General features: G+C 74.6%; 1 protein-coding gene. It reads left to right on the top strand.

What is annotated here, in order from left to right:
• A partial coding sequence (locus tag D452_RS0100920) for a GPP34 family phosphoprotein (protein WP_017542303.1) occupies positions 1 to 354 on the top strand: 354 nt, incomplete at both ends.

Below are 354 nucleotides of genomic sequence, written 5' to 3'. Positions count from 1 at the left end.
GCGGTTGACCCGCCGGCAGCTGCGCGAGCGCCTCCGGGGCCGCGCTGTCTCGTTCGGCGTGTTGGACCACGAGCCGGGCCGTGCGCTGTGGATCTTCGTCACCGACACGTACCGGCCCCAGCAGCCGGAGCGGGACCGGGCGGTGTGGGCGCTGCGCTCGGTGCTGCTCGGCCACGACGCGCCCGACCCGCGGTCGGCGGCACTACTCGCGCTCGTCGGAGCCGCGCAGCTGGACGGCAAGCTCTTCGGCGACATCCCCCGCGGCGATCGGCGCAAGCGGATCACGGCGGTCACCGACCGCGACGAGATCGGGCGGGCGGTGCGCGAGGTGATCCAGTCGATCGAGACCGCGGT

It is taken from the genome of Nocardiopsis prasina DSM 43845 (genome assembly GCF_000341265.1).
In the GTDB taxonomy this organism is placed as follows: Bacteria; Actinomycetota; Actinomycetes; order Streptosporangiales; family Streptosporangiaceae; genus Nocardiopsis; species Nocardiopsis prasina.
The sequence above is the reverse complement of the archived record's forward strand: the minus strand, read 5'-3'. Positions and strand labels throughout refer to the sequence as shown.